The organism is Streptosporangium sp. NPDC000563 (assembly GCF_040299985.1).
Classification (GTDB): domain Bacteria; phylum Actinomycetota; class Actinomycetes; order Streptosporangiales; family Streptosporangiaceae; genus Streptosporangium.
In genome coordinates, this window is the sequence record NZ_JBEPDA010000007.1 from 271,447 (window position 1) to 295,315 (window position 23,869).

Genomic DNA, 23,869 nt, shown 5'->3' on the forward strand with positions numbered 1-23,869 from the left:
AAGGGCCCGGTAAGACGGGTGTGACGACGTGGATCTGGAGGGACCCATGCCGCCACGCCTTTGCAGCGCAATGGGCAGGTCGACGACTCACGCCCTATCCGAAAATAGATGCAGTTACTCGTGTGTAACCAAGTAGGACGATGTTGCCGCTCTCCGCTGCAGTCCAGCAGGCAAACCTACGGCTCCTCTCTTATCCGGTGGCAAGCGGACCCGTACCGCAGGGCCGCTAGGCCCGAGGACCGGAAGCCGCACGGCAGGGCATTTACCGACCTCCTCCTTCCCTAGGGAGGGGCCAACCCCAGACGAAGCCTCAAAATGACCTTCTGATGGTACGCGGGGATGTGTATAGTTCCCACATGAGTAAAAACGAAGTATCTCAGGATAAAAACAAGTCGGCAGTAGAAGATTTTAGATCCCAATTACCCCCAGATGATCCTCGTATCCTGATCGAATCAGTATGCCTTAAGTCGAAAATCCCTTACGAATGGCGCGATTTTGATTCCAGTCCCATCGAACTGATGATCGGCATACCCAACGGGCAGCAAAAACGGTGGCGCATCATATCGCGCGCTCAAGCACAAGATTATCTTCGATTTAAAGTCGAATCCGTAAAGGCGCTGGGAGACTATGACGCATTTCATTTTCACGACGAAGAGACTATCGAAGCTTCCGTTTATCCCGTTACACGTTTCTCTTCGCGACCCGCCCTTTACGAGCTACCCGGAGTGGAAATCCAGAAGCGAATTTCATCTATCCCTGAAGTAGATTCTGGGACAGACGAACCCACTCTTAATAGCAGAAATTACCTTGGTGATCGCATACACCTAGAAAAAGGAGATGAGTGGGAGCTGAAGTTCAATTCAGCTAACAGCAGACTGCCGTGGGAAGTTGCAATCGGAACTGCCAGTCCTCGTTTCACCTCGTTCGCCGACTTCTCCGGAATAGGGCGATCAACAATAAAAATCAAAGGTGTAACGAACCCATACCACGACGAGGCCCTAGACATCCTCAACCGGATCTCAAGCTCCATTTTCTTTGAACTAGATGTAAGATACGGCATTGCTTTAAATATACGAAAATCGACATCTTCTAAGCGTATATACGGTCGTAGACGGCGATCATACCCTGCTGGAGAGACACAGCGTGTACCAGAAAATCAATATCTACAGAGACCACTAAGCCTATACTGGTACGGGCGCTCTGCAAGAGGAATGCCCCTACTCGAATTCTTAGCTTTCTACCAGGTTCTTGAATATCATTTTCCCACCTATAGCCACCGGGAAGCGCTGGAGAGAGTCAGGCAAGAGCTACGGGACCCCTGCTTTGAAAGAGAAGACGATAGACATGTTGCAAAAATTCTCTCACTAGCCGGGCAATACAGCCAAGGGAGAGGAAGTGAAAGGGATCAACTCAAGGCTACAATTCGTGCCTGCATACCCGCAGAACGCATCCGAGAATTCATAGATGAAGAGTCCTTAAGGTTGGAGCATTTCACGGGAAATCGAATTAGCGAAGTATCTCAAATTAATCTCAAGAACAAGCAAATTGATCTACGCGATCAAGCTGCAAATCGTATATATGATTTGCGTTGCCGCATCGTGCACTCCAAAGATGATGCAGGAGAGCGCTACTCCGAAATGCTGCTTCCATTTTCGGAAGAGGCAGGTTTTCTCGGGCCGGACGTAGACCTTGTGCAACTTCTAGCTCAAAAGGTCCTGATTGCTAGCTCTTCCAACCTTCATCCATAGATCCAGGCTTCTCCACAACAGCCCTTGCAGGCTGCGAGACGAGATATCGATTGTCAGCGCGTGGGCGGCGCTGGCCGCGACCGGCCGGAGAGCCGCAGCGCGGCCAGCGACCGCCCGACGCGCGCAGGCCGCCGCAGGCGGGCTGCCTTGAACCAGTAAAGAAACTCTGAGCCCACTACACCCTGAGTGAGACCTGTCCGTCTGATCCGGCCTGGTCATGTTCACTGGCTGCTGCGGCTTCGAAGCGGTCGCCGGGGGCTTCGATCTCGGTGAACTCCAGCGGGCGGCCATCCTTGCTGAGCATCAGCCGGCGGACCAGCAGCAAGGGTGTGCCGATGGGCTCCATGTTGAGATCTTCGTAGGTCTCGCCGTAGGGCATCTGGGTGTGGACCGAAGTGATCCAGCGCAGCGGCCCGTGGGTGCGTTCAAGGTGGGCGTAGTAGTTCTCAGGTTCGATCTCGGAGTCGATCTCCATACCTCTGCCTTCGCCGGTGATGGTGGCGACCTGGTCGGCCAGGAGGTAGGAGCACAGGTGGATGCGAGCGCGGGTCTTGGTGTGCTGCCAGTAGGCGTAGCGATAGACGCCCATGCGGCCTCGGCGTACGCCCAGGACGTCGGCTTTGCTGCCCTCGATGGTCATGAACAGTGCCGAGTTGGGAGTGACACCGCCTGCGGTGCGTTCGGCTTCGCTGGCGACGGTGACGTGTTCCCACCCCTGCTTGGCGGGGTCGTACGTGGGGCTGAGCAGGTCTTCGCGCTCTGAGCCGCCCATGAGGATGAGGCGCCGGTCAGGGGTGGGGCGAACGAAGGTGCCCCGGCCGTGGGCGACGGTGAGCAGCCCTTCCCCGACGAGCTGGGCGATGGCTTTGCGGATCGTCGGGCGTGAGGTGGCGTACTCGTTGGCGAGGAACGCTTCGCCGGGGAGTGCCTGTCCTGGCTGGTAGTGGTCCTGCACCACATCTGAGCGCAGGAGGTCGGCGATGATTCGCCACCGGGCGGCGCCCTTGTCATCGGTCATGCCGAGTTCTCCTTCTTCCACGTTTGCTCTTTACAAGAGGTAGCACGTGTTGCTTACCATGTCCACATAGGCCAAGACGTAGCACGTGTTGGAGTACCTGTCGGGAGCGAACGAAGGAGGACGTCATGAAAAGCAAGGAGGAACCGCAGCACCGCACCGCCGACCAGCAGCCGGAATGGCTGGTCGATCTCGCACGGGTGATCAACGATCCGGGCTACGACCGATGGCGCTCGATGGTCGCAGCGATCGGAGGGTGTGCCCACCCAGTACACCTGACGGGCGAGTCATTGATCGTCAACGTGACCAGCGGTGAAGTGCTGCACAGCTACCGCACGACGGATGAGCCGTCCGGGCATCTGCTGGTGGCCTGCGGCAACCGACGGGCCTCAGTGTGTCCGTCCTGCTCGGAGGTCTACCGGGCCGACACCTTCCAGTTGATTCGGGCGGGTCTGTCCGGCGGAAAGGGCGTTCCGCAGGAGGTGAGTGGGCATCCTCGGGTGTTCGTCACGCTCACCGCTCCCTCGTTCGGGCCGGTGCACACCCGGCGGGAGAAGGGCGGGACGGTACGGGCCTGCCGTCCCCGTAAGCGCGACAAGGTGTGTGAGCACGGGCATCCGGTCGGCTGCCATGCCCGTCACGAGTCGGGAGACGGACGGCTCGGACAACCCATCTGCGGCCGGTGTTACGACTACGTGGGCGCGGTGCTCTGGCAGGCGCACGCGGGCGCGCTGTGGCATCGCTTCACCCTGGAAGTGCGGCGCACCCTCGCCAGTGAGGCGGGGCTGAGCCGTCGGGAGTTCGCCAAGCGGGTCCGGGTGTCGTTCGCCAAGGTGGCCGAGTACCAGCGGCGTGGCCTGGTGCACTTCCACGCCATCGTCAGGCTCGACGGTCCCGGCGGCGGGAGCGAGGTCCCTCCGGGCTGGGCTGATCACGGCCTGCTCACTCGGGCGATTCCTCCGGCGGTCCAGCGGGTCACGGTCGCCTCTCCCCCGAGCGATCTCGGCCGGTGGGATCTGGTCTGGGGTGATCAGCTCGACATCCGGCCCATCCTGCTCGACCAGGGCGCGGACGGGCTGAGTGAACGAGCGGTGGCCGGCTACATCGCCAAATACGCGACGAAGGGTGCCGAAGCCTCCGGCACCGTCGATCATCGGCTGTCGTGTCCGGCCTGCGGCGGTCGTGGACGGTTGAGCCTGATGGCGTCCTGCGGTCGCTGCCACGGGATGGGCCTGAAGCCGGGGCTGCACCTGGACACGCTCCCGGTCAGCGAGCACGCCCGGCGGATGATCCGCACCTGCTGGGAGCTGGGCGCACGCCCGGAGTTCACCGCGCTCTAGCTGCGGCCTTGGTCGTACATGCTGGGATTTCGGGGCCACTTCTCATCCAAGTCGCGCCGCTACTCCACCACCCTCGGCGATCTCCGGCAGGTGCGCGCCACCCACCGCGCAACGGAGGCGCGTGAGCGGCACGGGCTCCCCCTCCTGAGCGACGAGACGACGCTCGTTCTCGGTCACTGGCGGTTCGCCGGATCGGGCTACTCCCCCGGTGAGGCGATCATGGCCGAGCACATCCGCCAGAAGGTCGCCACCGCTCGGAGGATCGCCGCCGAACGGGAGAGCGGGTGACAGCACCCGGACCGCCCGGCGAACGGCGGCTCTACCGCATATGCGACGCCATGCACCTGCTCAGCATGAGTCGCAGCGTGATCTACGAGCAGATCAGGGCGGGCCGCCTGCGCTCCGTCACCCAGGGCCGAACCCGGCTCATCCCTGCCTCGGCCATCTCCGACTACATCGCTCTACTCGAACGGGAAGCGAGGGCATCATGACCGCACGACGCAGCCGGGGAGACGGCGGCCTGCACTGGGACGAGCAGCGGGAGCGCTGGATCGCCTCGGTGACGGTCGGCTACACCCCCGCCGGAAAGCGCATCGTCAAGAAGGCCAGCGGCAGGAGCAAGACAGAGGCCAAAGACAAGCTCAAGGAGATCATTCGCGACTATGACGACGGCCTGGCCATCGCACCGGCGAACTACACGGTGGCCGACGCCGTGAAGTACTGGCTGCAGCACGGCCTGGGCGGGCGCTCGGCGACCACGGTGAAGATGTACACCACCTACGCCGACAACCACGTGATCCCCGCGGTGGGAGCGCGCAAGCTGCGTGACCTGTCGGTGGAGGACGTTGACCGGTGGCTTGCGAGCAAGACATGCGAGCTGAGCACCCGATCGCTCAAGCTGATCCACGGCATCCTCAACCGGTCGGTGAAGAGCGCCATGCGCCGCGACAAGGTGAAGCGGAACGTGGTCGATCTCTGCGAGATCCCGGAGGGACGCGAGGGCCGTACCTCCAAGGCGCTCACGCTCGCGCAGGCCGGTTCCATCATCGCCCTGGCGGAGCAGGCCAACCCGCACATGCGGGCGTACGTGGTGCTCTCGCTGCTGATCGGTGCCCGTACGGAGGAGTTGCGTGCGCTCCTGTGGTCTCATGTCGTCGCGTTCGACGAGGAGCGCAAGGCGTGGCTGCCGGTCACCGAGACGGGCTTGGAGAACGAGCAGTTCGCGATCTACGTGTGGCGGTCCGTGCGGCAGAAGGGAGACACCAAGACCGTCAAGTCGCGTCGTTCCCTCAAGCTCCCCCGGCGGTGCGTGGACGCGCTGCGGATTCTTCGGGAGGAGCAGGAGAAGGCAGGAGCACAAGCGGACCTTGTCTTCTCCACCTCGAAGGGGACCGCCATGAGTGCGGGCAACGTGCGCCGCGACGTACGGAAGATCATTGAGAAGGCGGGACTCCGTGGCACCGACTGGACTCCTCGCGAGATACGGCGCAGCTTCGTCTCCCTGCTGTCGGACTCGGGCGTCCCGATCGAGGACATCTCCCGGCTCGTCGGCCACCGGAACACGGTGGTCACGGAGACGGTCTATCGGAAGCAGATCCGGCCGGTGCTCATGCAGGGAGCGGAGGCGATGGACGACATCTTCGGGAGTTGGTCACCCAGTTAGTCACTCACGCCCCGTTCCGAAGATCGGATACGGGGCGTTTTGGCTGGTGGGCACTACTGGGTTCGAACCAGTGACATCTCGCTTGTAAGGCGAGCGCGCTCAGGAGGTGGGGAGCCAGGCCTTCACCTTGTCGGGGTTGTCGCCGACCCACTTCTCCGCGGCCTCCTCGGCCGTCATCTTGTCCTCGGAGATGTACTTGGCCACGAGGTTCTGGTCCTCGTTCGTCCAGGTGAAGTTCTTGATCAGGTCGTACGCCGGACTGCCGGAGTCGGCGAACTTCTTGCTCACGATCTTGTCGAGGTCGTAGAGCGGGTAGTCGCAGGCCACCTTCTCGGCGTCGGCGTCGCAGCCCTCGGTGTACTCGGGCAGCTTGATCTTGACGAGCTTGACCTCCGACAGGAACCACTGCGGCTCGTAGAAGTAGCCGAGCATCGGGGTCTTCTGCTTCTCCGCCTGCCTGAACCCGGTGATGAGCGCCGCCTCGCTGCCCGCGTAGACGACCTTGTAGTCCAGCTCCAGGTTCTTCACCAGGGCCGCGTCGTTGGTCACGAAGGACGGGTCGCCGTCGAGCAGCTGTCCCTTGCCCCCCGACTCGGAGGTCTTGAACAGGTCGGCGTACTTGTTGAGGTTCTTCCAGTCGGTGATGTCGGGGTACTTCTCGGCCATCCACGGCGGCACGTACCAGCCGATCACCCCCTTGTTACCCGTCGACCCCGCCGAGACGGCGACCTTCTGGTCGTCGATGTACTTCTTCTTCAGGTCGTCGTGGGCCCAGTTCTCCACGATCGCGTCGACCTGGCCGGTGGCGAAGCCCTGCCAGGCGACCTCCTCCTTGAGGTCCTTCTTCGTCACCGAGCAGCCGAGATCCTTCTCCGCCACGTGGGCGATGACCGCCGCGGTCGCCTCGTAGCCGACCCACGGGTTGATCGCGATGTTGACCGCGCCGCACGCCTTCCTGCCGTCCGCGCCCGAGGCGGCCGGAGCGGCTCCCGTGTCGCTCTCGCCGACCTTCGCCCCGCCGCACGCGGAGACGAGGAGGCCGGCCGCGACCAGAAGCGCCATCGCCCGCGGTCGCCCGATCCTCGAAACTGTCACCAGGTCCTCCTGATATTGGGTGTCGTGTGCCGTGTTCGTTCCGCCCGGCGGGTGTCCGGCCGCGCCCTGTCTCTCGGCTGTCTCTCGGCTGTCTCGTCTCTTCCCGCTCCTCACCGGACGCCGTGCGCCTCGGCGTCGGCCCGCCGTGCCGCCGCCCTGGTGATGCGCTCCAGCATGATCCCGAGTACGACGATCGCCACGCCCGCCGCGAGCCCCTTGCCCCGCAGCTGCAGCTGGGAGAAGCCCGCCACCACGTCGTAGCCGAGCGCGCCGGCGCCGACGAGGCCGCCGACGACGACCATGGCGAGCACGTAGATGAGCCCCTGGCCGGCGGCGAGGGTGAGCGCGGCGCGCGCCATCGGCAGCTGCACCTTGGTGATGAGCTGCCAGGTGCTGGAACCCGCGGCCGTGGCGGCCTCCACCGCGCTCGGCGCCACGCCGCGGATGCCGTCCGCGGTGAGCTTGACCGCCACCGGCGCCGCGTAGACGACCGCGGCGATGATCGCGGTGATCCGGGTGGCGCCGAACAGGCCGAGGATCGGCACCAGGTAGACGAACGGCGGCATGGTCTGCCCCGCGTCGAGAACCGGCCGCACCAGCTGGTCGACGCGGTCGCTGCGTCCCATCCAGACGCCGAAAACCACCCCCAGGCCCATCACCAGGACGGTGGCCACCAGCGTGGAGGCGAGTGTCACCATGCTGTCCTGCCACAGGCCGAGCACGACGAGCAGGGCGACGCAGACCGCGGTGACGAGCACGACCCTGACATTCGTCAGGATCGCGGCGAACGCGATCAGCACCGCGCCGACCAGCCACCACGGCGAGTCGGTGAGCAGCGCCTCGAACGGGTTGAGCAGGCCGTAGGAGACCGCGTTCCTGAACGCGCCGGTGTAGACAGCGAGGTTGTCCTGCGCCCACAGGGTGGCCGCGTCGACGCCCTGGCGGACGTACCGTCCGACGTTCGCCTCGCTGGGGAACTCCGCGGCCCACACGTAGACATGGGAGAGGTAGACCAGCACACCGGTGGCCGCGAGGACCGCGCCGATCTCCGTGCGGCGGCGGCCCGCCCCACGGGAGAGTCCGGCCCGGTTCCTGGCCTCGACGCGGCGTCCCGCGGCGGAGGTGACCCGGTCGAGCACGATGGCCATCACGACGATCGCCAGCCCCGCGTTGAAGGCGCCGCCGACGTCGAGGGTCTCCAGCGCCTTGACGACGGTCTTGCCCAGGCCGGGGGCGTCGATCAGCGCGGCGATGGTGACCATGCACAGCGCGGCCATGATGGTCTGGTTGACGCCGACGACGATGGTGCGCTTGGCCAGCGGGAGCCGTACCTTCCTCAGGGACTGCCAGGCGGTCGCGCCCAGGGAGGTGCTCGCCTCCAGCGTCGCGGGCCGCACCTCGCGGATGCCGTGCGCGGTGATGCGGATCGCGGGCGGGACGGCGTAGACGACGGTCGCCACGGTCGCGCTCGCCGGGCCGATGAGGAAGAACAGGGTGAGCGGCGCGAGGTAGACGAACGTCGGCATCGTCTGCATGAAGTCGAGCAGCGGGGTGACCAGGCGGTCGAACCGGTCGCTCACCCCGGCCCAGACACCGAGCGGGATGCCGATGAGCAGCGAGATCGCGACGGCGGCCAGGGTGAGGGCGAGGGTGTCCATGCTCTCCTCCCACAGCCCCAGCAGGCCGAAGGAGGCGAAGCCGATCGCGGTCAGCAGGGCGACCCTGAGGTTGCCCCACAGCAGCGCGACCGCCGTGGCGACCGCGACCACGCCCAGCCAGCCGACGACCGGCAGCGGGCGCCCGAAGGACGGCCGGCTGATCAGCGCCTGGACGAACGTGACGAACTCATCGAGGAAGAGCCGGATGTAGTTGATGAAGTACAGGAAGAACGGGTTCTCGTTCCTGCTGTTGTCGATGACCTCGCTCGCCTCGTTGACCCGCACGTGCAGCGGGGTCAACTCCGCGCCGCCGAGCTGGAAGGTGTCGCGGCCCTGGAGGAAGACCCAGAGCAGCACCCAGGCCGCGACGACGGCGGCGATCAGATAGCGGCGGGGCCAGGCGGGCAGGAGCCGCAGGCCACCGGCCGGGGTGGCCCTGACGGCCATCAGCCCTGCTCCCCTGACCCGCCCGGCCCGGCGACGGGCTCGCCGGGCTCCGCGGACTCGGTGGAGGCTCTGTCCTGAGACGGCCCGGCAGCCCTGGCGGGCTCCGCGGATCTGGTGGGTTCGGCGGGTTTGGTGGAGGCTCTGTCCGGAGCCGGCCCGGCGACTCCGGCGGGCTCCGTGTGAGTGGCCTGTTTGGTGGTGGTTCCCTCGGGAGACGGCTCGGCGAGCACGCCGAGGACCTCCTCGGCGGTGACGACCCCCAACAGCTCACCGTCCTCGACGACCTTGACCGGGCGCGTCGCGCGCAGGACCGTGTGCACGACGTCGCGTACGACGACGTCCGGCCCGGCCTCCGGACCGTCCAGCGGTTCGTCCGGCCGGGGCGGGCGCATGATCCAGCGGGTGGTGAGCACGTTCGAGCGGGGCACGTCCCTGACGAACTCGCGCACGTAGTCGTCCACGGGCGCCCCGACGACCTCGTCCGGCGTGCCCATCTGGACGAGCTCGCCGTCACGCATGATGAGGATGCGGTCGCCGAGCTTGAGCGCCTCGCTCAGGTCGTGCGTGATGAAGATCATCGTTTTCCCGACCTCGCGGTGCAGGCGGATGACCTCGTTCTGCATGTCCCGCCTGATCATCGGGTCGAGCGCGGAGAACGGCTCGTCGAAGAAGAGCACGTCCGGGTCCACCGCGAGGGCCCTGGCCAGCCCGACGCGCTGCTGCATGCCGCCTGAAAGCTGGTCGGGGTAGGAGTCCTCCGAGCCCGACAGGCCGACGAGCTCGACCATCTCCCTGGCCCGCTCGTAGCGGGCCTCCTTCCGCATGCCGCGGATCTCCAGCCCGTAGGCCACGTTGTCCAGCACCCGCCGGTGCGGCAGCAACCCGAAGTTCTGGAAGACCATCGCGAAGCGGTGGCGCCGCAGCTCGCGCAGCCGCCGGTCGCCCGCCTCGCGGATGTCCTCGCCGTCGAACAACACCTGTCCCGCTGTCGGCTCGACGAGCCGGGTCAGGCAGCGGACGAGGGTGGACTTGCCGGAGCCGGACAGTCCCATCACGACGAAGACCTCCTGGGACCGCACGGTGAAGGAGACGTCGCGGACGGCGGTCACGCAGCCCGTCCTCGCCCTCAGCTCGCTTCGCGAGAGCTCCGCGAGCGGGGTCCCGACGACCCGGTCCGGGCGCGGGCCGAAGACCTTCCAGAGACCTCGCACGTCGAGGACGGCCCGGTCCTCGCGTCGCGTGGCGGCTTCCGGCCGCACCTGCTGGGTCGGTGACGTCATGGTCGTGACCACCTCACGGGTCGTCTGGGGACGAGGGTCGGTCCGTCAGCCGCGGAACCACCGCTGCGGGCGGGGGCGGACGTTCCGCCGCACGTGCTTGGTCTCCCGATACTCGGCCGGACCCGCCTGGCCCGGCTCGCGGCCTATCCCCGACCGCCTGGAACCGTCCCACTCCGCCCGGGGGGCGTAAGGGCTGTGGTCGTCGATCCGGACGGTCCCGCGCCGGAGCCGCCCGTTCACCTTCCAGCAGGCCCGCAGCAGCACGAACGGCCGTCCTTCCGTTACCGCATGATCCGCTGCGCATAACGCAGTTGCGTATGACGCATCGGAATGCTTAACGAGGAACAGAATCGTCCTTTTTCGCTCACGCAGTCAAGGGTTTGCGGTCTTCATTCCCGTACCAGCCCAATCGTGAGGAGACCTCGGCCGCGGCCGCCATCACCTGCTCGGCCACCGCGGGGAGGCGCTCGGACGGCAGCCGGAAGGTCGGACCGGACACGCTCATCGAGGCGACGACCGCACCCTCGACGTTGAAGATCGGCGCCGCCACCGCGGTCAGGCCGAGCTCCAGCTCGTCGACGGCGGTGGCGTAGCCGCGCCTGCGGACGGTGTCGAGCTCCTCGCGCAGCAGCCCGGCATCGGTGACGGTCAGGTCGGTGAACGGGCGCAGCGACCCGGCGGCGAGTCGCTCGAACCGCTCTTCAGGGGCGTGGGCGAGCAGTACCTTGCCGTTGGACGTCGCGTGCAGCGCCACCCGCCGCCCCGCCCAGTTGTAGGCCTGCAGGGCCGAGGGCCCCGCCATCTGGTCGACGTACAGGGCCTCGTCGCGATCGAGGATCGCCACGTTGACGGTCTCGCCGACCGCCGCCGCGAGCCGCTCTCCGCTCGCACGGCTCTCCCGCACCACGTCGAGCCGCACGGTCGCGGCGCCCGCGAGCCGGACGATCCCCACCCCCAGCCGGTACTTCCCCCGGTCGGCGGTCTGCTCGACGAGCTCGTGCAGCTCCAGCGTCATGACGAGACGGAACGCCGTGGAACGGTGCACCCCCAGCTCCGCGGCGATATCGCTGACGCCGAGGTCACCGTGGCGGGCGAGCAGCCGCAGGACGGACAGCGCGCGGTCGACGGACTGCACCGCAGCGCCATCTCTCTCCAGCTCGTTGCTCATGACACAACTGTAAGCGGATCGCGCACAAGCACGGCCTACGGAAAGCCCCCCATCACCGTCCACGGGAGAAGGCCCCGACGACGGAGGTGGCCTCCGTCCATGCCGGAGACCGCGCGAGACGCGGCGGACGGACGGGCACGGTCGGCGGACGGGCACGGTCGGCGGGGGCGGCCGGCGCACGGCCGACGGGCGCACGGTCAGCGGGTGAACGGTCAGCGGGTGAACGACCGGCGGGCGCGGTCAGCGAGGGGAACCGTCGCGGTGCCGGTAGAAGTCGGCGTGCTCGGCGGCGAGCGGAGTGTTGCCCAGGATCAGGTCGGCCGCCTTCTCCGCCACCATCATGACCGGCGCGTAGATGTTGCCGTTGGTCACGTACGGCATCACCGAGGCGTCCACCACGCGCAACCCCTCCAGGCCGTGGACCCGCATCGACAGCGGGTCCACCACCGACATGGCGTCGACGCCCATCCTGGCGGTGCAGGAGGGGTGCAGCGCGGTCTCGCCGTCCCTCGCCACCCAGTCGAGGATCTCCTCGTCGGTCTCGACCCCGGGGCCCGGCGACAGCTCACCGGCGTTGAACGCGTCCATCGCGGGCTGGTTCAGGATGTCGCGGGCGACCCGGACGGCCTCCACCCACTCGCGCCGGTCCTGCTCGGTGGACAGGTAGTTGAAGCGCAGCGCCGGGTGGACGCGGGGATCGGTGCTCTTGATCTTCACCGAGCCGCGCGAGTCGGAGTACATCGGCCCGATGTGCACCTGGTAGCCGTGCCCGCCGGCGGGCGCAGAGCCGTCGTAGCGGACCGCGATGGGCAGGAAGTGGAACATCAGGTTGGGGTAGTCGACGTCGTCGTTGCTCCGGGTGAAGCCGCCCGCCTCGAAGTGGTTGGTCGCGCCGGGGCCGCTGCGCAGGAAGAGCCACCGCGCGCCGATGAGCGGCCGGTTGCGCCACTTCATCGCGGGCTGCATCGACACCGGCTGCTTGCAGCCGTACTGGATGTAGACCTCCAGGTGGTCCTGGAGGTTCTCGCCGACGCCCGGCAGGTCGTGCACGACGTCGACGCCGAGGGCGTCCAGCTCGGCGGCGTTGCCCACCCCGGAGAGCTGGAGCAGCTGCGGGGAGTTGATCGCGCCGCCGCACAGGATCACCTCGCCCGCGTGGACCGTCCGGCCGTCGTACTCGACGCCGACCGCGCGCCCGCCCTCGAAGAGGATCCGGGTGACGTGCGCCCGCGTCCTGACCTCCAGGTTGGGGCGGTTCATCACGGGGTGCAGGTAGGCGCGGGCGGCCGACAGGCGGCGTCCCCTGCTGATGTTGCGGTCGAAGCGGGCGAAGCCCTCCTGACGGTAGCCGTTGACGTCGTCGGTCAACGGGTATCCGGCCTGCTGCACCGCCTCGAAGAAGGCGCCGAACAGCGGGTTGCGCACCGGCCCGCGCTCCAGCACCAGGGGACCGCCCCTCCCCCGCCAGGAGTCGGCGGGGTCGGCGGCCAGGCAGTTCTCCATGCGCTTGAAGTAGGGCAGGCAGTGGGCGAAGTCCCAGGTCTTCATGCCCTCGTCGGCGCCCCAGCGCTCGTAGTCCATGGGGTTGCCGCGCTGGAAGATCATCCCGTTGATGCTGCTGGAGCCGCCAAGCACCTTGCCCCTGGCGTGGTAGATCCGGCGGCCGTTCATGTGCGGCTCGGGCTCGGAGGTGTACTTCCAGTCGTAGAAGCGGTTCCCGATGGGGAAGGGCAGCGCGGCGGGCATGTGGATGAAGACGTCCCACGGGTAGTCGGGGCGGCCCGCCTCCAGCACCAGCACCCGGTTGGCGGGGTCGGCCGACAGCCGGTTCGCGAGGGCGCTTCCCGCAGAACCGCCCCCGACGATGACGAAGTCGTACATGTCTGCCTCGCCTCGCTCAAGCTGGAGGTAATGTCCAAAATTGTAGCGAATGGCGCAATGGGCTGCACTATTCGCAACGGCGATTGTTCCCGCGATGGCATTCGTTGTCCCCAGCGCCTACAGTCCCTGGCTATGGGCAACGATCCCCTCGGCGGCCGTACCGCCGACAGCAGTGGCGGAGTCCAGTCCGTCGACCGGGCCATCGCCATCCTGGAGATCCTCTCCGAGCGCCGCGAGGCCGGGGTGAGCGAGATAGCCCAGGAGATATCGGTCCACAAGTCGACGGCGTTCCGGCTGCTGGGGGCGCTGGAGTCGCGCGGCCTGGTCGAGCAGGCCGAGGAGCGGGGAAAGTACCGCCTCAGTTTCGGGATCATCCGCCTCGCGGGCGGGGTCGCCTCCCGGCTCGACCTCACCCAGCAGAGCCGCCCCGTCTGCCGCCGCCTCGCCGAGAAGATCGGCGAGACGGTCAACATCGCCGTCCTGCGCTCCCACTACGCGATCAACCTCGACCAGGTACGCGGCCCGGCGGCGGTCACCACCCACAACTGGGTCGGCGAGCTCACCCCGCTGCACGCCACCTCCAGCGGCAAGATCCTGCTCGCCCACCTCGACGACCTGCACCGGGTCCAGCTGGTCACCGCGAGCGGGCTGAGGACGTACACCCCGAACACGATCACCTCGGCCGACGCGCTGGAGAAACAGCTTCTCCAGGCCCGCGAGCGGGGCTACGCCGTCACCGTCGAGGAGTACGAGATCGGCCTGAACGCCGTCGCCGCGCCCATCCGCTCCCACGACGGCGAGATCGTCGCCGCCGTCAGCGCGTCCGGCCCGGCCTACCGCTTCGGCGAGGAGCGGCTGCACGAGCTGGCGCCGGTCGTGATCGCCGGAGCCCTGGACATCAGTCACCGCCTCGGCCACACCGAACGAGCCTGAGCGCCACGGTCCTCGCCGCAACGCCCCCGGCCTCGTACATGGCGACCGGCAGCCCCGCGCCGATCGCGGATCGTGCGCCGGAAGCGCCGGAAGCGCCGCCCTCCGGCCCAAAAGTGTTCGCCTCGCGCTCCGTGGGCGGACTAGCGTTGGCCTCCCTCACGCGCGGGAGGACGCGCCCGCCCCGCGCCCGCGAGCAGGCGAATTGGAGAAGCCATATGACCGCTCAGCTCGTAGCGCTCTGCTTCGACGCGAACGACCCGCTCCGTCTCGCGCGCTTCTGGGCCGGAGTCCTGGGCTGGGAGACGGCCGACGACGCCCGCGACGGCGTCACCCTCCTGCCGAGCGACGACACCGGATTCCGGATCCGGTGTCTGCCGACCCCGGAGCAGAAGACCCGCCAGAATCAGATGCACTTCGATCTGACGAGCACCTCCCTTGAGGACCAGCGGCGCACGGTGGCCAGATCGCTCGAACTCGGCGCGCGGCACATCGACATCGGGCAACGCCCCGAGGAGGGGCATGTGGTGCTCGCCGACCCCGAGGGCAACGAGTTCTGCGTCATCGGGCCGGGCAACAACTTTCTCGCCGACTGCGGATTCGTCGGAGCGCTCGCGTGCGACGGCTCGCAGGAGGTCGGATACTTCTGGAGCGAGGCGCTGGGCTGGCCGCTGGTCTGGGACCAGGACCAGGAGACCGCGATCCGCTCGCCGCACGGCGGACCGAAGATCACGTGGGGCGGCCCCCCGGTGGCACCGAAGACCGGGAAGAACAGATTGCACTTCGACCTCGCCCCACCCGCGCACGGTGATCATCAGGCGGAGGTCGAGCGTCTCGTCTCCCTCGGCGCGACCCTGATCGAGAGCGGTCCGCGCGGGACCGGCCGGGTGCTGATGGCCGACCCCGACGGCAACGAGTTCAGCGTGTCGCCCCCGCCGACAGCGTGACCGGCCCCGGCGGATCGACGCCGAGCCGGCTGGGAGACCCAGGTCACGTTCGCCCGATGTCACAGGGAGCCGGGCTGCCTCGTCTCAGGGGGTGTAGCCATCGACGAACACGAAGGGGCACATCATGGACGCACGACTCGACTACTTCACCGACCCGACCGCAGGGAAGATCATCAAGCGCTTCATGGCGGCGGGCAAGGCGATCAAGGAATCACCGCTGCCGGCCGCCACACAGGAGCTGGTGGCGCTTCGCGTGAGCCAGATCAACGCCTGCGCCGTCTGCGTCGACATGCACACCAAGGAGGCCGCCGCCGCCGGCGAGACCTCGGTCCGGCTGAACCTGGTCGCGGCGTGGCGGGAGGCCACGGTCTTCACCGAGGCCGAACGTGCCGCGCTGGAGCTGGCGGAGGAGGGGACCCGGATCGCGGACGCGGCCGGTGGGGTCGGCGACGAGGTGTGGGCGCACGCCGCCAAGCACTACGACAGTGAGCAGCTCACCGCCCTGGTGCTCCTGATCTCCTTCATGAACGCGGCGAACCGAATGAACGTCATCAGCCGGCAGCCGGCCGGCGACTACGAGCCCGGCCGGTTCCACTGAGAGGGCGGGGATCAGGTGTGAGCGAGGTCGAGGAGTTCGAGGAGCTGCGGCCGCTGCTGTTCTCGATCGCCTACCGGATCCTGGGCAGTGTCGGCGAAGCCGAGGACGCGGTGCAGGAGACGTGGCTGCGCTTCGACGGCTCGGCGACCCGGCCAACGTCGGTCAAGGCCTTTCTGTCGGCCACGGTCACCCGGATCTCCATCGACGTACTGCGCTCGGCGCGGGCGCGGCGGGAGGAGTACGTCGGCCCGTGGTTCCCCGAGCCGCTGCTGAGCGATCCGTACCAGGATCCGGCGCGGGCGGCGGAGCTGGCCGACTCGGTGTCGATGGCGGCGTTGCTGCTGCTGGAGCGGCTCAGCCCGCTGGAGCGGGCGGTCTTCGTGCTGCGACAGGTGTTCGGCTTCGGGTTCGACGAGGTCGCCACGGCGGTGGGGCGTTCGGAGGCGGCGTGCCGGCAACTGCTGGTGCGGGCGCGGCGTCACATGGAGGCCGGGCGTCCACGTTTCGAGACGGTACGCGCGGAGCGGGAGGAACTGGCGTCACGGTTCTTCGACGCCTTCCACGAAGGTGACGTCGCCGGTCTGCGAGAGCTGCTCGCCGCCGACGTCTCGATGGTCGGCGACGGCGGCGGCAAGGCCCCTCAGCTGGCCAGGGCGGTCATCGGCGCCGAGTCCGTGGCCCGGCTGCTCGCCTCCCTCTCCCTCAAGCTGGTCCGCATCGACGTGACGTTCGAGCCGCACGAGGTCAACGGCGGGCCGGGCGCGATCTTCCACGACCGGGACGGCAAGGTGCTCTACGCCCTGGTGCTCGACGTGCTCGACGGGCGGATCCAGACGATCCGCACGGTGATCAACCCCGACAAACTCGGGCACGTGGGCCCGGTAGCGGATGCCTGGGCGATCACCCGCGAGATAAAACAGGCACGCCGACCCGAGGAATGATCGCGCCGGGGGCGGGGTCCTTCGGTCTGAAGGCCCCCGCCCCTCGGCTTGGGTGATCGGTGGCGGGCGGTGCGAACCATCCGCCACCAGCGATGCGGGCCGGCGCTCCGGCCTTCAGGCCGGGGAGCGCGTCAAGAGGCGTAGGTCTCGAACTCCGCGACCTGTGGCGTGGCGGTCGCCCCGGTGATCCTGAAGGTGATCTTGCTCAGCGAGGTGGCGGTGAAGGTGATGGTGCCCGCCCCGCTGCCGGACTTCAGCACGGCGCCGTTGGCGGCGTTGAGTACCTGCCAGGACCCGATGGCGCCCGTGGCGCCCGACGCCTCACGGATGATGATCCTGGAGATCGTCTTGGCGGAACTCCACTTGATCGAGATGTCACCGGTCGCCCCGGACGGCGACCAGTAGGTGCTCAGGTTGCCGTCACGCACGTTGCCGTAGCTGGTCCCGCCGCCCTTGCTGGAGCCGTCGGAATCGGCCCCGATGCTGAGGTTGGTCCCGCCGGACGGAGGGGTCGACGGTGTGGGGGTGGGAGTGGGGCTGGTGGTCGGCGGCGGCGTCTGCGGTGAGCAGCTGCCGTTCGACACCTTTATCCCCTTGTTGGCACCGGCCGTCTGGCTGACGATGTTCGGCACGCAGCTCGCCCCGTCGAGGGTGTAGGAGTACGGGACGCTGACGGTGGTGTTGGACTGCGGGTTGGGACCCGCCGGGTTGTTGTCGCCGCTGCGGCTTGACCAGGTCACGTTGTCGAAGATGTTGCCCGCGACCTGCCAGTAACCGGCCTCGCTGGTGTAGAAGGTGCCCAGGACGTCCTTGGAGTTCCTGAAGTAGTTGTTCTCCACCTTCGCGCGGGCCCCGGCCCGGGAGTTGATGCCGGACTCCCGGAGGTTCACGTAGGAGTTGTTGTAGATGTGGGCCACGCCGCCACGCAGCAGGGGCGTGCGGGAGTCGATGTTCTCGTACAGGTTGTGGTGGAAGGTGATGAAGCCGTTCGATCGGTCGCTCTCGCTGGAGCCGATGAGCCCGCCGCGGCCGGAGTTGCGCAGGGTGCTGTAGGACAGGGTGACGTACTGGGTGTCGTCCTTCATGTCGAAGAGGCCGTCGAAGCCCTCCGCCTCCCCGCCCGAGGCCTCCAGGGTGACGTGATCGACCCAGACGTTGCGGACGCCGCTCTCCATGCCGATGGCGTCACCGCCGTTGGACGTGGGCGAGCCCGACTTCTTCACGTTCCTGACGGTGACGTTCTGGATGATGATGTTGCGGGCCTCGCGGATGTGGATGCCCAGCTGGTCGAAGACGGCACCGTTGCCGACCCCGATGATCGTGACGTTGCTGATCTGCTTGAGCTCGATCACACCGGCGGCGGTGTTGCAGCTCCCGCCCGACACCTTGGTGGTGTTGCCGTGGTTGATGGTCCCCTCGACCTGGATGGTGATCGGGGTACTGCTGCTGGCCCGGCCGCACAGGGCCGCGTGGATCGCGGTCCCCGTGGTGGCCCGCACCGTCTGCCCGCCCGCGCCGCCGGTGGTCCCGCCGTTGGCGGTCGCGTAACCGGTGGCGCTGCCGACCGCCGCCGACGCCTGGAACGTCGGCAGAACCACACCGACCGCGGCCACGGTGGCCGCCGCGGCCAGCGCCGCCTGGAGTCGCAACGCGACTGCTCGTCTCATCTTCGTCTCACTTTCGTCGCCGGGGAGGGGGCCCGCGAATCCATGCAGGTCGAATCCATACAGGTCGACACGGAAAGCGCTTTCCCATCGCTTGCACGATAACGTCGGCCGTCAAAAGGCGTCAATGGCGACGGTGAAAGCTGCAACAAAGCTGCACACGCACCTGTGAGCTCCGCGTAACGCGCCACCTCCACCCACCGGCCGAGGACGACCATGAGGTTCCGGGGGCCGGCCGGGGATCGCGGACCCACCCCTCGAACGCCGAAGACCTCTATCTTTCCGAGGTCGAATGATCCGCACTCCCCGACGAATCCAGAGCGGTGGTTGTACGACCGGAATCGAGACGCGAATCCCCTGCCGCATCCGGCCGCGCAGCGGGAAAGGCCCCGACGCACACTCCAGAAGTTCGAGCCTGACGTAAATCCCGGTTTCGTTCAAGAAAGAAACGGAGACGTTCGGTTTGTTCGGGCAGGCATCGGCCCGGACGTCTCCACCGGGAAGGATTTCATCCCGGAAAGGGCCGCCCCCTCCCCCTTTCGGCTTCGGCGATTCGATGGCGGGATCACGACGAGAGACGGGACTTCCCGACGAGGCGTCGACTCTTGGCAGGGTTGCCGCTATACCGCGATACCACCCCCAGGTCAACCCGCCTCATGCGCGTTTCTCGCGAACCTCGGCCATTGGATTGGCAGAGATTCGGAAAAAGCCGCCGCGTCTCGATTATCGGCGAGCTCACAACGCTTTTATGGTCGATGACAAACCCTTGGCCCGTCGGCCCGAATTTTACGTGCAATAAAAAGTGTCATTAATATTGAAAGTCCGGTCACAGCGGCACACACTCGGCGTTGAGAAGGCCCACCCCCCAGCTTTTGGAGCCTCAATGGACCGAGCCGTAACCGGAATTCACGGACGCAGAAAAACGACGCTCCGGCGCCTCGTATCCGCCGTCGTCGCGACCCTCGCCGTGGCATTCCTCTGTGTGCCGTCCGCCAGCGCCGTCTCGCTGCCGACACCGAAGGATCTGACCGCCTTCCTCGATCTCGAATGCTTCAAGACCGACCCGTACCAGCCGCCCCCCACCACGCTCACGCTGCGGCACCTCAACCCGGTGCTCGGCAACCTGCCCATCGAGACCGTCACCCTCGGCCAGCGTGAGCAGTTGTGCGTCCCGGTCGCCAAGAACAACCAGGCGCCGCCGTCGCCCGCGCTCGACTTCATCAGGTTCATCGACCTGGCCTGCTACAAGATCTCCGGCGTCACCGTGAACACGGGTCTCGTGCTCAGCCACCTCAACCCGTTGCTCCAGGGCCTGCCACGCACCCAGATCTCCATGACCACCCCGCAGCAGCTGTGCGTGCCGGTCATCAAGAACGACGCGGTCCCACCCGCGGAGATCCTGGCGTTCGTCCGCCACATCGACCTCAAGTGCTACGCCATCACCCCCAACGTCTCGCTGAACCAGCAACTAGCCCTGCGTCAGCTCAACCCCGTGCTGACCCCGATCATCCCCACACACGGCGTGCAGGTGCTCAACGCCCGCCAGCTGTGCGTCCCGGTGCAGAAAGCCGGCGACAACATCCCGGGCGAAGTACTCAACATCGTCCGGTGGATCGACCTGGAGAAGTTCGACCTCGCCGCCCCGGCCCTGCCCACGGTCTCGCTGACCCTGCGGCACATCAACCCCGTCCTCGCCGGCCTCCCCGCCGAGAAGGCCGTACTCAGCGGCGCCAGCCAGATCGCCCTGCCCGTCGCCAAGAACGGCAACCTCCCACCGGGCTGACCCCCCTGACCCGCAATCCCTGACACGGAGCCCTTCCGCCTGCACCGGCGGAAGGGCTCCCCCGTTACCCGGCCCCCGACAAGGCAGGGCGCGCCGAAGCCGTTCACCGATCACCCGGCACTTCGGCGAACGTGGCGCCGATCTCCGTCATCCGCTCGACCGCGTAGCCGGGGTCGATCAACGCCTCGGGGGTGTGCAGGCCCGGCGCCACGGCTTCGCCGCGCAGGCCGAGCAGTCGTTCGACACCGAGGGCGACGGCGAGCGCGGTCAGGTCGCGCTGTCCTTCCGGGTGGCGGAGGTGGCGTCTCCTCCTGAGCGGTGCACCCCGGTGATCCTCTCCTTCGAGATCGATCCCGACCACGCTGGAGGCGGGCTCGCCTCGGCGCCTGTCCTCGGCGGACACACCGACCGCGAACGCGAAGCGGACGTTCGGCGCTCCCGTCGCGAGGGCGAGACTCGGAACGTCGAGGGCGGCCGTGAGCTGACCGGGCAGGACGGCGCCGTCTGCTCCGGAGACCTCCACCCGCGCGTCGGGGCCGTCGACCCAGCTGAAGACGCCGTCGCGGCGGACGAGACCCGCCGAGGTGGCGGCCGTCAGACGTTCCATGTCCGCCGCCGCCGCGGGCCCGCCGATGTCCGGCTCGTCCAGTACGGCACCGACCCTGATTGTGTCGATCCGGCCGAACTCCCTGGCGAGGTCCAGTGTCACGAGGGTGACGAGACCGGCGTACCAGTGGCTGGCCAGCAGGATCGGCGCGGCACCGGCCCGCTGCCCACCCGCGACGACCTCGGGGGCGATGTCCGTCAGGCCGCTGGAGAGGCTGACGTACGGCAGCCCTCGGTCCTGGGCGTAGCGCAGTCCGTTCAGATGGCTGTCCCACAGTGCCGCGACGACCGCCGAGTGCTCATGGCCTGTGGGGAGGCCGAGGTCGTCGCGGCGCAGATCGACGGTCACCGCCGTCGCGTCGCCGAGGTCGTCGGCGACACGCCTCGCGCGCTCCAGGTCGCGGCCCGCGATCGTGAGCGGCAGCGTCGGGTACCACCGGCGCAGGATGGCCGCGATCCCCGCGCCCGTCTGGCCGGATCCTCCCATGATCAGTACTGATTTCGCGTGCTCCATCGTGCTCTCCTCTCACGTCCTCACTAACCTACATTTTGTAACCTACACTTTGTAGCCTAGGCTGGGCGGCAACGCAAGGGAGGACGATGGCCCCGGTATCGACCCGCCTGCCCAAGCAGGCCAGGCGGGAGCAGCTGCTCGACACCGCCCTGACGATCGTGCGCGACCAGGGCGCCGACGGCCTCACCCTGCTCACCCTCGCCGAAGCCGCCGGAGTGAGCAGGCCGATCGTCTACGACCACTTCGGCACCCGCCCCGGCCTGCTGCTCGCGCTCTACCAGCGGCTCGACGAACGCCACAGGACCGCGTCGGAACAGGCGTTACGGGAGGCCGAGCCCACCCTTCGCGAGACGGCGCGCGTCCTGAGCGACGCGTACTTCGTGTGCTCCACCGACATGCCGGAGTGGAACGCCGTCTCCGCCGCACTGAGGGGAAACCCGCGGATGGAGGCGATCGAGCGCGAGATGTTCGACAGCTTCACCGACCTGATGGCCTCGGCGTTGCTGCCGTACTCCGGCCTCACACCGGAGGCCCTTCGGCTGCGCTGCGTCGGCGCGCTGGGCGCGGCCGAGGCGATCGCCGCGGAGCTGAACCGAGGGCGGACCACCGTCTCCGACGCGGTCGCCGCGCTCACCGACCTGATCGTCGGCGGCATCGACACCGGGACCGGCCGATCGGCGACCGACGGTTCATCGCGGTAGCCCACGGCGCGGACAGGCTGGAATTCCGTCCGCCCGTTGAACGGCGCGTACGAAACCGGCCGATTCGCTTCCGCCCTACGGCCAGGCGGCCAACTGAAACCAGACCGACTTGCCGTACGGGTCGAGGGTCCAGCCCCAGTTGTGGGAGAGGTCCTGGACGATGGCGAGACCACGACCCGAGACCTCCAGGTCGTCGGCCCGCCTCAGGCGCGGGATCGCGATGCAGGCATCGTAGACGTCCACGGTCAGCAACTCCTTCTCCTTACCGACCGTGACGCGGACGGGACTCATGGGAGAAACGTCCGACGAGCCGTACTCCAGCGCGTTGGTGACGAGTTCCGAGGCGAGGAGTTCGGCGATTTCCGGGATTTCTCCGGTCGCCTTCCAGTCGGTCGCGACATCGCGCACGAACCGGCGGGCGGACGCGACACTCGCCGGTTCACGCGGTATCCACTTCTCCCCCAGCGGAGAAAGTCCGGGATTCATCGCGTAGCGATATTCGGTCAGCGCCGCGCTCGCCTTGAGGACCTCTTCCATGATTTTCTCTCTCCGTCTCGGATTTCGTATGTTCAGCCTGCCGAGACGTGGCTACGCTTGGTAGCCGAACGGTTACCAAGGCGGCGAGCTGGAGTTCGTCGGCCTTTTGTTGAACTCCGACAAGGAGGGCATCATCTCCAATCTCTATACGCCTCAGGCGATCTGGGGCAGAGAGCTGCGCCACCACCGCAAGGCCGCGGGCCTCACCCAGAGCCAGCTCGCCGAGCGGATCCACTACAGCGAGTCCCTGATCAGCGGGATCGAGACGGGCCAGATCCCGTCCGGACCGGATTTCGCCGAACGCTGCGACGAACTCCTCGAAACAGGCGGCCTCCTGTCCCGCCTCCTCGACTGGCGCAAGGGACAGGTCTTCCCCTCCTGGTTCGGGAAGTGGCACGAAAAAGAACAGGTCGCGGTCACCCTCCGGACCTATCAACCTCTGGTGATCCCCGGCCTGCTTCAGACGGAGGCATACGCCCGCGTAGTGCTGCGCGGAGACGAGGCGGCGGTAGAGGCTCGCATGCACCGCCAAGCCATCCTTGTCCGCGAGGACCCACAACCTCCGACCTATCGATGTGTAATCGATGAAGGAGTTCTTCATCGACCAATCGGTGACGCCAAGACAATGAAAGGCCAGCTAGAACACCTGATTTCAGTGATCAATCCACGACTGAGCGTTCAGGTTATCCCCCATGGCATGCATTCGGGCTTGATGGGCGGGTTCGTAATCGCGACTCTGGAAGGAGGAGACGACGTACTCTATGCAGAGACAGCCGTTCGAGGTCTCACCACAAGCGATCACGAAGATATCGCAGCGGCCGTGGAACGTTTCGAGGCCATCCGCACCGAAGCGCTACCACTAAACATGTCCATCGAACTCATACAAAGGACGGTAGAGGAAAAATGGACCTGAGCAACGCCACGTGGGTCAAATCAAGCCTCTCAGGAGACAACGGCGGCGACTGTGTCGAGGTCGCGAGGCTCGAAGACACCACCAACCACCCCCACCTGATCGCCCTGCGCGACTCCAAAGACCCCGACGGCCCCAAACTCCTCCTCACCCCCACCACATGGACCACCTTCCTCAACCACATAAAAACCGACAAACTCACCATCGGCTGAGACCATGCATCAGCCAGCGTCCGCCTCGCGATGGCAGCTCTGGGGATCTCATCCAGAAAGCGGTATCGGAAAAATGGACCTGAGCAACGCCACGTGGGTCAAATCAAGCCTCTCAGGAGACAACGGCGGAAACTGCGTCGAGGTCGCGAGGCTCGAAGACACCACCAACCACCCCCACCTGATCGCCCTGCGCGACTCCAAAGACCCCGACGGCCCCAAACTCCTCCTCAC

The 23,869-nt window shown here is 66.9% G+C and carries 22 protein-coding genes and 1 pseudogene; 13 read left to right on the forward strand and 10 right to left on the reverse strand.

The annotated features are described in order from the left end of the window. The first annotated feature begins 356 nt into the window (after nucleotides 1-356). Nucleotides 357-1,748 (forward strand): hypothetical protein, encoded by a 1,392-nt coding sequence (locus tag ABT352_RS19860; protein WP_350946330.1) that lies wholly within the window; start codon nucleotides 357-359, stop codon nucleotides 1,746-1,748. Between the two features lie 175 nt (nucleotides 1,749-1,923). Here ABT352_RS19860 and ABT352_RS19865 read toward each other — a convergent pair whose 3' ends face one another. Next, complete coding sequence (locus tag ABT352_RS19865) at nucleotides 1,924-2,766, reverse strand: GntR family transcriptional regulator (RefSeq protein ID WP_350946331.1); 843 nt, start codon at nucleotides 2,764-2,766, stop codon at nucleotides 1,924-1,926. A 233-nt stretch (nucleotides 2,767-2,999) separates the two neighbouring features. Here ABT352_RS19865 and ABT352_RS19870 point away from each other — a divergent pair. From ABT352_RS19870 to ABT352_RS19880, 3 genes and pseudogenes are all read left to right on the forward strand, one after another. Further along, nucleotides 3,000-4,391: pseudogene (locus ABT352_RS19870) on the forward strand (replication initiator). Then, nucleotides 4,388-4,594 carry a helix-turn-helix domain-containing protein gene (locus ABT352_RS19875; RefSeq protein WP_030926264.1) on the forward strand — a complete coding sequence of 69 codons (207 nt, stop codon included), beginning with the start codon at nucleotides 4,388-4,390 and terminating at the stop codon, nucleotides 4,592-4,594. Before ABT352_RS19870 ends, ABT352_RS19875 begins: the two are co-directional and overlap by 4 nt. Then, a complete protein-coding gene (locus ABT352_RS19880) occupies nucleotides 4,591-5,766 on the forward strand; it encodes a site-specific integrase (protein ID WP_350946332.1) in 1,176 nt (391 codons plus the stop codon). The genes ABT352_RS19875 and ABT352_RS19880 overlap by 4 nt, the downstream gene beginning before the upstream one ends. Nucleotides 5,767-5,865: 99 nt before the next feature. On the opposite strand, the gene ABT352_RS19885 is transcribed toward ABT352_RS19880, so the two are convergent. The 6 genes from ABT352_RS19885 to betA form a co-directional block, all read right to left on the reverse strand. Next, a complete protein-coding gene (locus tag ABT352_RS19885; protein ID WP_350946333.1) occupies nucleotides 5,866-6,861 on the reverse strand; it encodes an ABC transporter substrate-binding protein in 996 nt (331 codons plus the stop codon). A gap of 110 nt (nucleotides 6,862-6,971) precedes the next feature. Continuing rightward, complete coding sequence (locus ABT352_RS19890) at nucleotides 6,972-8,966, reverse strand: ABC transporter permease (protein ID WP_350946334.1); 1,995 nt, start codon at nucleotides 8,964-8,966, stop codon at nucleotides 6,972-6,974. Next, on the reverse strand, nucleotides 8,966-10,246 hold the full coding sequence (locus ABT352_RS19895) for a quaternary amine ABC transporter ATP-binding protein (protein ID WP_350946335.1): 1,281 nt from the start codon (nucleotides 10,244-10,246) through the stop codon (nucleotides 8,966-8,968). Before ABT352_RS19895 ends, ABT352_RS19890 begins: the two co-directional genes overlap by 1 nt. Nucleotides 10,247-10,291: 45 nt before the next feature. Next, on the reverse strand, nucleotides 10,292-10,510 hold the full coding sequence (locus ABT352_RS19900) for a hypothetical protein (RefSeq protein ID WP_502992876.1): 219 nt from the start codon (nucleotides 10,508-10,510) through the stop codon (nucleotides 10,292-10,294). A 100-nt stretch (nucleotides 10,511-10,610) separates the two neighbouring features. Next, nucleotides 10,611-11,414 (reverse strand): IclR family transcriptional regulator, encoded by an 804-nt coding sequence (locus ABT352_RS19905; RefSeq protein WP_350946336.1) that lies wholly within the window; start codon nucleotides 11,412-11,414, stop codon nucleotides 10,611-10,613. Between the two features lie 240 nt (nucleotides 11,415-11,654). After that, nucleotides 11,655-13,295, reverse strand: coding sequence for a choline dehydrogenase (betA, locus tag ABT352_RS19910; RefSeq protein ID WP_350946337.1), 1,641 nt, complete (start codon nucleotides 13,293-13,295; stop codon nucleotides 11,655-11,657). A 132-nt stretch (nucleotides 13,296-13,427) separates the two neighbouring features. Between betA and ABT352_RS19915 the strand changes: the two genes are divergently transcribed. The 4 genes from ABT352_RS19915 to ABT352_RS19930 all read left to right on the forward strand — a co-directional run bounded on the left by ABT352_RS19915 (nucleotide 13,428) and on the right by ABT352_RS19930 (nucleotide 16,711). Then, complete coding sequence (locus tag ABT352_RS19915) at nucleotides 13,428-14,228, forward strand: IclR family transcriptional regulator (RefSeq protein ID WP_350946338.1); 801 nt, start codon at nucleotides 13,428-13,430, stop codon at nucleotides 14,226-14,228. 215 nt (nucleotides 14,229-14,443) lie between these two features. Further along, nucleotides 14,444-15,172, forward strand: coding sequence for a VOC family protein (locus ABT352_RS19920; protein WP_350946339.1), 729 nt, complete (start codon nucleotides 14,444-14,446; stop codon nucleotides 15,170-15,172). A 124-nt stretch (nucleotides 15,173-15,296) separates the two neighbouring features. Further along, a complete protein-coding gene (locus ABT352_RS19925) occupies nucleotides 15,297-15,770 on the forward strand; it encodes a carboxymuconolactone decarboxylase family protein (protein ID WP_350946340.1) in 474 nt (157 codons plus the stop codon). 17 nt (nucleotides 15,771-15,787) lie between these two features. Further along, nucleotides 15,788-16,711, forward strand: coding sequence for an RNA polymerase sigma-70 factor (locus ABT352_RS19930; protein ID WP_350946341.1), 924 nt, complete (start codon nucleotides 15,788-15,790; stop codon nucleotides 16,709-16,711). Between the two features lie 131 nt (nucleotides 16,712-16,842). Here the strand turns inward: ABT352_RS19930 and ABT352_RS19935 are convergent, their stop codons facing one another. Beyond that, on the reverse strand, nucleotides 16,843-18,378 hold the full coding sequence (locus ABT352_RS19935) for a pectate lyase family protein (protein WP_350946342.1): 1,536 nt from the start codon (nucleotides 18,376-18,378) through the stop codon (nucleotides 16,843-16,845). Nucleotides 18,379-19,357: 979 nt separating this feature from the next. On the opposite strand from ABT352_RS19935, the gene ABT352_RS19940 reads away from it, so the two are divergent. Next, complete coding sequence (locus ABT352_RS19940) at nucleotides 19,358-20,158, forward strand: hypothetical protein (protein ID WP_350946343.1); 801 nt, start codon at nucleotides 19,358-19,360, stop codon at nucleotides 20,156-20,158. A 103-nt stretch (nucleotides 20,159-20,261) separates the two neighbouring features. Here the strand turns inward: ABT352_RS19940 and ABT352_RS19945 are convergent, their stop codons facing one another. After that, nucleotides 20,262-21,278: a saccharopine dehydrogenase family protein gene (locus tag ABT352_RS19945; protein WP_350946344.1), complete on the reverse strand. Its 1,017-nt coding sequence runs from the start codon at nucleotides 21,276-21,278 to the stop codon at nucleotides 20,262-20,264. Nucleotides 21,279-21,364: 86 nt separating this feature from the next. Here ABT352_RS19945 and ABT352_RS19950 point away from each other — a divergent pair, with 86 nt between their 5' ends. Then, on the forward strand, nucleotides 21,365-21,979 hold the full coding sequence (locus ABT352_RS19950) for a TetR/AcrR family transcriptional regulator (RefSeq protein WP_350946345.1): 615 nt from the start codon (nucleotides 21,365-21,367) through the stop codon (nucleotides 21,977-21,979). A 75-nt stretch (nucleotides 21,980-22,054) separates the two neighbouring features. Here ABT352_RS19950 and ABT352_RS19955 read toward each other — a convergent pair whose 3' ends face one another. Continuing rightward, nucleotides 22,055-22,516: an ATP-binding protein gene (locus ABT352_RS19955; RefSeq protein WP_350946346.1), complete on the reverse strand. Its 462-nt coding sequence runs from the start codon at nucleotides 22,514-22,516 to the stop codon at nucleotides 22,055-22,057. Nucleotides 22,517-22,625: 109 nt separating this feature from the next. Here ABT352_RS19955 and ABT352_RS19960 point away from each other — a divergent pair, with 109 nt between their 5' ends. From ABT352_RS19960 to ABT352_RS19970, 3 genes are all read left to right on the forward strand, one after another. After that, nucleotides 22,626-23,429 (forward strand): helix-turn-helix domain-containing protein, encoded by an 804-nt coding sequence (locus tag ABT352_RS19960; protein WP_350946347.1) that lies wholly within the window; start codon nucleotides 22,626-22,628, stop codon nucleotides 23,427-23,429. After that, entirely contained in the window at nucleotides 23,420-23,638 is a 219-nt protein-coding gene (locus ABT352_RS19965; RefSeq protein ID WP_350946348.1) for a DUF397 domain-containing protein, read from the forward strand. Before ABT352_RS19960 ends, ABT352_RS19965 begins: the two co-directional genes overlap by 10 nt. 73 nt (nucleotides 23,639-23,711) lie before the next feature. Beyond that, nucleotides 23,712-23,869, forward strand: a 158-nt coding sequence (locus ABT352_RS19970; protein WP_350946383.1) for a DUF397 domain-containing protein, incomplete at its 3' end; no start/stop codon positions are given.